We start from the raw sequence: 6,891 nt of genomic DNA, 5'->3' as shown, positions 1-6,891 counted from the left end.
AGCAGACCGCCCAGCAGGCCGTCGTCGCCCAGCACGCCACCCAGCAGACCGCCGTCGCCGCCAAGCAGACCGCCCAGCAGGCCGTCATCGCCCAGGACACCGCCCAGCAGACCGCCGTCGCCGCCAAGCAGACCGCCCAGCAGGCCGTCGTCGCCCAGCACGCCACCCAGCAGACCACCGTCGCCGCCAAGCAGACCGCCCAGCAGGCCGTCGTCGCCCAGCACGCCACCCAGCAGACCACCGTCGCCGCCAAGCAGACCGCCCAGCAGGCCGTCATCGCCCAGCACGCCACCCAGGAGGCCACCGTCGCCGCCAAGCAGACCGCCCAGCAGGCCGTCATCGCCCAGGACACCGCCCAGCAGGCCATCGCCGCCGATCAGGTTCGCCACGCCATCGGTCAGGAAGTCGACCTGCGTGCCCACCGCGCCCAGCAGCGCGTCGGTCGTGCCGGCGCCCAGCAGCTGGTCGGTCAGCGGGCTCAGCAGGCCGCCCACGCCATCGGTGACCTGGCCCACGAGGTCGTCCACCGGGTCCAGCACGTTCGGGTCGTTCGGCGTGAAGCTGTCGCCGAGCACCGGGCCCAGCAGGCCGCTCACGGTGTCGGTCAGGCTGTCGGTCAGGCCGACCACCGGGGCGAGCACGTCGCCCAGGCCGAGCTCGCCGAGCAGGCCGTCGTTGAGGCCGTCGACCAGGCCGCCGACGATGCTGTCGGTCGGGTCGAGCAGTTGCGCGCCCGTGCCGCCACCGCCACCGCCGATGCCGTCGAGCAGGCCGCCGAGCAGACCGCCCACCAGGCCGTCATCGCCGAGCAGGCCACCGACGAGGCCGTCGTCGGCCAGCAGGCCGCCAACGAGACCGTCCGGACCCACCAGGCCTTGCACCAGGCCACCGTCGCCAAGCAGGCCGCCGACGACGCCGTCGCTACCCAGCAGGCCACCGACCAGGCCGTCGTCGCCCAGCAGGCCGCCGACCAGGCCGTCATCGCCGAGCAGGCCGCCCACGAGGCCGTCGCCGCCGATCAGGCCACCGAGCAGGCCGTCGTCGGCCAGCACGCCGCCGAGCAGGCCATCGTCGCCCAGCAGGCCACCGACCAGGCCGTCATTGCCGAGCAGGCCACCCAGCAGGCCGTCGTCGCTCAGCAGGCCGCCCAGGGGACCGCTGGCACCGAGCAGACCGTCGTCGCCGAGCACGCCACCGAGCAGGCCGCCGTCGCCGAGCAGGCCACCCAGCAGGCCGTCGTCGCCCAGCAGGCCGCCGAGCAGACCGTCTTCACCGCCGAGCAGGCCACCCAGCGGGCCGTCGGCCAGCAGGCCGCCGACCACGCCATCGGGGCCCAGCAGGCTGTCCACGAGGCCGCCTTCGCCGAGCAGGCCGCCGGTGAGGCCCGCGCTGCCCAGCAGGCCGCCGAGCACGCCGTCGGAACCGAGCAGGCCACCGACCAGGCCGTCGTCGCCGAGCAGGCCGCCGAGCGCGCTGTCGTCGCCGATCAGGCTGCCCAGCAGGCCGTCCGAACCGAGGGCCGGGCCGAGCAGGCCGCTCAGCAGGCCGCCTTCGCCACCCACGCCGCCGAGCAGGCCGCCGTCACCCACCAGGGTATCGAGCAGGCTGCCGACCGCGGTGCCTTCGCCGATCAGGCCGCCGACCAGGCCATCGTCGCCCAGCAGCTGGCCCACGACGCCGTCTTCGCCGAGCGCGCTGCCCAGCAGGCTGCCTTCGCCGAGCAGGCCATCGACCACCTGGCCGATGGTGCCGTCGGTGCCCAGCAGGCCGTCGACGACGCCGTCGATGCCCAGGCCGGTGGTCACGCCACCGAGCAGGCCATCGCTGCCCAGCACGTTCTCGAGCCCATTCGCCAGGGCGTCGGTCACGTAGTCGACCTGGCCGTTGAGCGAGCCGATCAGCGCATCGGTCACGCCGTTGCCCAGCAGGGCATCGACGACCGGGGCGACCGCGCCGCCCACGCCGTTGGTCAGGTTGTCCACGGCCGTGTCGACCGGGTCGAACTCGTTCGGATCGTCGGGCGTGAACTCTTCGCCGACGATCGGCGCGAGCACGTCGTCGAGCAGGTCGGTGACGCCATCGACCACCGGCTTCACCGGATCGAGCGCGCCACCCAGGCCGAGGGTGTCGTCCACGGCGTCGATCACATGGTCGACGAGGCCGTTGCCCGGGTCGAGGAGGTGGTCTGCGTCAGCATCCGCATCCGCATCCGCATCCGCATCCGCATCGGCGTCGGCATCGGCGTCGGCATCGGCATCGGCGTCGGCATCGGCATCGGCGTCGGCGTCGGCGTCGGCGTCGGCATCAGCGTCGGCGTCGGCATCAGCATCAGCGTCCGCATCGGCATCGGCATCGGCATCCGCGTCCGCGTCCGCATCGGCATCGGCATCGGCATCGGCATCCGCGTCCGCGTCCGCGTCCGCATCGGCATCGGCATCAGCGTCGGCATCGGCATCGGCATCGGCATCGGCATCAGCGTCGGCATCCGCATCAGCGTCGGCATCGGCATCGGCGTCGGCGTCCGCATCGGCATCGGCATCGGCATCAGCATCGGCATCGGCATCGGCGTCCGCATCGGCGTCCGCATCGGCATCGGCATCGGCATCGGCATCAGCGTCCGCATCGGCGTCCGCATCGCCATCGGCATCGGCGTCCGCATCAGCGTCCGCGTCGGCATCGGCATCCGATTCACCGGTCCCGCCAGGAACGAGGAAAGGAATGAAACCGCCATCGCCGCCACCGCCGCCGCTCAGCGCGGCACCCAGTGCGGCGGCGCCCAGCGCGCCGAGGGCGAACTCGCCCAGGCCGATGCCGCTGCCGGCAGCCAGCTTCTTGGTCACGGCCAGCGCGGCGGCATCCGCATCGCTGTCGGGCGGCGTGACCTGCAGGTCGCCCGAGGCCACGTCGACGTTGACCTGCTCGAGACCGCCGGGCAGCTTGGTGGAACCCACCGTGGCATCGGTGCCGCCGGTGAAGACGCCGGCCAGCGGCGCCTTGTTGCCGGCCGATCCGGGGAACAGGACGTTGGCCTGGCCACCGTCGGGAACGATCACGCGATCGCCGGCCATCAGCGAATGGCCGCCGTCGACGGGAATCGACACGCCATCGCGCATCACGACCGTGCCCGGCGTAGCATTGGATAGCGATCCGATGCTGGCGGGCGCCGTCGCGGCGGGCGCTGCGGGTGCGACCACCGGTGCCGAGCCCATGGGAGCGATCGGCGTTGCGGTGGCCTGGGCGATGACCACTGGAGCAACGCCGTTATCGGCAGTTCCTGCGGTCGAGGGGGACGATGCTTGTGGTGCAGTCATGGCGGCCTCTGTGACAAAAGATGGAACTACAGGGGCAACTTGCGTGCCGCTTTTTCCAGGCCTTGCACCCACTGCCCATCGACCGCCGCAACTCATTGATTTGCTTGGTTTTTTCTTCCAAATCAGTCCTTCGCGAAACGGTTCGCGAGGGCTTTCACCGAGGTCTTTTTTCGATTCGTTACGTAACGATGTAACGTGTGTGTCCCGGAACGCCGGCCCGACCCCAGGGGTCTTCGGCCGACACGCGCAAGCGCCACGGACCTGCGTTACGCGTCATCGCCGCGCACGCGCCCACGGCCTCGCGGCCTGCGTCCCTTCCGCTTCTTTCTCTGCCTATCTATATATGTTCAACCCCACCCAGGAAGAGGTGCGCCGCTTCTTCTGCGACGTCTACGCCAAGCACCGCCAGGGCCTGCCGATGGAAGCGCTCGAAACCATCGCCGCCGGCTGGATCGAGGCACACCCCGAATACCACGAGGACCTGGTCGACGCCGACGCGGCGGTGGCGCGCGTCTACGACGGCGCGAACGGCCGCGAGAACCCGTTCCTGCATCTGTCGATGCACCTGTCGATCAGCGAGCAGTGCTCGATCGACCAGCCGCGCGGCATCCGCCAGGCGGTCGAGCTGCTGGCCGCGCGCCGCGGCTCGCTGCTCGATGCGCACCACGAGGCGATGGAATGCCTGGGGCAGATGATGTGGGAGAGCCAGCGCGCGGGGCGCCCGCCCGATGGCGAAGGCTATGTCGCCTGCGTTCAACGCCGCGCGACGAAAGATTAGCCCCCCGGCTATTCACTCCCTTCGGTCGTGTAACTCCACCCCCCGAGGGGGAGACGCGGCCGCCTTGGGGCGGCCCGGCGGCGGCCACCCGCCCCCTACCCCGCCGACGCCCCGCGCCGCCGCGCCGGCAGCGAGCCCTGCGGCTTCGCGGCCTCGCGCAGCAGCCCCGCCATCGCGGTACGCAGCGCCGAGGGCTCGGCATCGCTGCGCAACAGCAGGCCCACGGGCTCCTCGGTGCCGGCGGTGTCGATGCGCAGCCGCACCATGCGGCCGTCGGCCAGCTCGCCGCGCGCCGCGCCCAGCGGCGTGATCCACACGGCATCCGACAGCGCGACCAGCGCGCGCGCCAGCGCGACGTCGAGCGTCTGCAGCGTGTTGGCCGGCAGCGCGAGGCCGCGCGCCGACAGGAAGCTCTCGGTGTTGTGGCGCGGGATCGTGCCCTCGCCGTAGACCATCAGCGGATAGTCGAGCACCGATTGCACCGACACCGGCCGGTGCGCGAGCGCATGGCCGGTGCGCACCGCGAACACCAGCGGCTCGGTGTGCAGCAGCTCGAAGCTCAGGCCGCCCATCTGGCGCGGATCGCTCATGCGGCCGACCACCAGGTCGAGCTCGCCGGCGCGCAGCTCGTCGAGCAGCACCGGGTTGGCCGCGCTCTTCACCACCACCTGCACCGCGGGCCAGAGGCCGCGCAGCCGTGCCAGCGCGGCCGGCAGCAGCGCGGGCGCGACGCTGGGCAGCGCGCCGATGCGCAACCGCTCGACGCGTCCCGCGGCCGTGGGCGCGATGGCCTCGGCGCTGGCATCGAGCGCCTCGAGCACCTTCCGTGCATGCGCGAGCAGCTGCTCGCCGGCCGGCGTGAGCCCCTGCACGCCGCGCCGCCCGGCGCTGCCGCGCTCGACCAGCCGCGTACCGGCGATGCCTTCGAGCTCCGACAGCGTCTTCGACACCGCGGGCTGGCTCAACGCCAGCCGCTCGGCCGCGCGCGCCAGGTGACGCTCCTGCGCCACCGCCACCAGGCAGCGCAGGTGGCGCAGTTGCACGTTGCGCACGAAGTCCAGCCGCAGGTCGCTCGTCATCGCCTCTTTAATTACCAGTGGTTATTGAAATCGAATCAATCTTCAATTTACATCATCGAAGCGCGATTCCAGAATTCGCCCATCCGGACCCGGTCCGTCCCACGATTCAGGAGACAACAGGCATGTTGACCAAGACCCAGCCCCAGCTCACCCCGCGTGACTGGGACGCCCATCCCAGCTACGTCTACCCCGGCTACAAGTCGACCGTGAAGCGCGGTCCGCAGAAGCCGCTGATCCCGCTCAAGGCCTCGCTCGGCGAGCTGCAGCAGCCGGTCTACGGCCACGAGAGCATCGGCGAGTTCGACCACGACCTCACGCGCAACGCGCGCCGCAACGGCGAGCCGCTGGGCGAACGCATGATCCTCACGGGCCAGGTGCTCGACGAGCGCCGCCGCCCGGTGGCCAACACGCTGGTCGAGCTCTGGCAGGCCAATGCCTCGGGCCGCTACGTGCACAAGGTCGACCAGCACGATGCGCCGCTGGACCCCAACTTCCTCGGCGCGGGCCGCTGCCTGACCGACAGCGAGGGTCGCTACCGCTTCCTCACGATCAAGCCCGGCGCCTACCCCTGGGGCAACCATCCGAACGCCTGGCGCCCGCAGCACATCCACCTGTCGCTGTTCGGCCAGAGCTTCGCGAGCCGCCTGGTCACGCAGATGTACTTCCCGGGCGACCCGCTGCTGCAGTACGACCCGATGGTCACCGGCACGCCCGAGCGCTACCGCAACCGGCTGATCGCCGACTTCAGCCTCGACATCACCGAGGAAGGCTACGCGCTGGGCTACCAGTTCGACATGGTGCTGCGCGGCGCCGACGAGACGCCGTTCGAGAACCGCTGAGCGAAGAAGGAAAGAGACACGCCATGAGCAAACTGATGAGCGCCCAGGAAGCCGACTTCGGCCAGACGCCCTCCCAGACCGTGGGCCCCTACTTCGCCTACGGCCTCACCGCCACGCAGTACGGCTACGACTTCGACCAGCCCTTCGACGCGGTGCTGGCGCTGGACGACGCCGCCGGCGAGCGCATCCGCCTCGAGGGCCGGGTGATCGACGGCGACGGCAATGCCATCAACGACGCGCTGGTCGAGATCAGCCAGCCCGATGGCGAGGGCCGCTATCCGCAGACGCCGGCGCAGGCGCGCGAACTGGGCTTTCGCGCCTTCGGCCGCGTGGGCACGGGCACCGACGCGCAGAACCGCTTCGTGTTCCACACCGTGAAGCCCGGCGCCGAGTCGCCCGGCGAGGCGCCGCACATCAACGTGATCGTGCTGATGCGCGGCCTGCTGCTGCATGCCTTCACGCGCGTGTACTTCAGCGACGAGGCCGAGGCCAACGCCAGGGACGCGGTGCTGCAGAGCGTGCCGGCCGAGCGCCGCCACACGCTGGTGGCGCAGCGCATCGAGCGCGGCGGCGCGGTGAGCTACCGCTTCGACATCCGCATGCAGGGGGCGGAGGAAACCGCCTTCTTCGACGTCTGAGCGCCTGAACCCGAAGCCGGCCACCGCGCCGGCTTTTTCGTACCCGGACTTCTTCTTTACAGCGCGGCAGCCGCAAGGCGGCCGCGCGCTCGCCGCTGCGCAACGCAAAACCATTCCAACACGGAGCAACGCATGTCATCCCCCTCGGCTTCCCTGGACGTCCAGTCCTTCTAGGGCCTGTTAACACGATGCAAGGGGTCGCGTTGCCCCGCAAAGGGGCTGGATGCAAGGCGCCCGCGCGCAGCA

5 protein-coding genes are annotated in these 6,891 nt (G+C 71.0%); 3 read left to right on the top strand and 2 right to left on the bottom strand.

Annotated elements, in window-relative coordinates; all coding sequences use genetic code 11:
* On the bottom strand, window positions 1–3,311 hold a 3,311-nt coding region (locus tag ACODT0_RS42135; RefSeq protein ID WP_489044016.1), incomplete at its 3' end, for a hypothetical protein.
* A 343-nt stretch (window positions 3,312–3,654) separates the two neighbouring features.
* Between ACODT0_RS42135 and ACODT0_RS42130 the strand changes: the two genes are divergently transcribed.
* Window positions 3,655–4,089: a DUF1841 family protein gene (locus tag ACODT0_RS42130; protein WP_057597876.1), complete on the top strand. Its 435-nt coding sequence runs from the start codon at window positions 3,655–3,657 to the stop codon at window positions 4,087–4,089.
* A gap of 95 nt (window positions 4,090–4,184) precedes the next feature.
* Here the strand turns inward: ACODT0_RS42130 and ACODT0_RS42125 are convergent, their stop codons facing one another.
* Window positions 4,185–5,168, bottom strand: coding sequence for a LysR substrate-binding domain-containing protein (locus tag ACODT0_RS42125; protein WP_057590883.1), 984 nt, complete (start codon window positions 5,166–5,168; stop codon window positions 4,185–4,187).
* Window positions 5,169–5,290: 122 nt separating this feature from the next.
* Here ACODT0_RS42125 and pcaH point away from each other — a divergent pair, with 122 nt between their 5' ends.
* On the top strand, window positions 5,291–6,007 hold the full coding sequence (gene pcaH, locus ACODT0_RS42120) for a protocatechuate 3,4-dioxygenase subunit beta (RefSeq protein WP_057590882.1): 717 nt from the start codon (window positions 5,291–5,293) through the stop codon (window positions 6,005–6,007).
* Between the two features lie 23 nt (window positions 6,008–6,030).
* Complete coding sequence (gene pcaG / locus ACODT0_RS42115; protein WP_057590881.1) at window positions 6,031–6,645, top strand: protocatechuate 3,4-dioxygenase subunit alpha; 615 nt, start codon at window positions 6,031–6,033, stop codon at window positions 6,643–6,645.
* The last annotated feature ends 246 nt before the right edge of the window (window positions 6,646–6,891 follow it).

It is taken from the genome of Variovorax sp. FG153, assembly GCF_057809595.1.
Note: the sequence above shows the minus strand (reverse complement) of the source record. Positions and strands in the feature narration are given on the sequence as shown.

What these genes read in the sequence shown, in the direction of transcription:
- ACODT0_RS42130 (WP_057597876.1), top strand. Translation starts at nt 3,655, where the DNA reads ATGTTCAACCCCACCCAGGAAGAGGTGCGCCGCTTCTTCTGCGACGTC.
- ACODT0_RS42125 (WP_057590883.1), bottom strand. Translation starts at nt 5,168, where the DNA reads ATGACGAGCGACCTGCGGCTGGACTTCGTGCGCAACGTGCAACTGCGC.
- pcaH (WP_057590882.1), top strand. Translation starts at nt 5,291, where the DNA reads ATGTTGACCAAGACCCAGCCCCAGCTCACCCCGCGTGACTGGGACGCC.
- pcaG (WP_057590881.1), top strand. Translation starts at nt 6,031, where the DNA reads ATGAGCAAACTGATGAGCGCCCAGGAAGCCGACTTCGGCCAGACGCCC.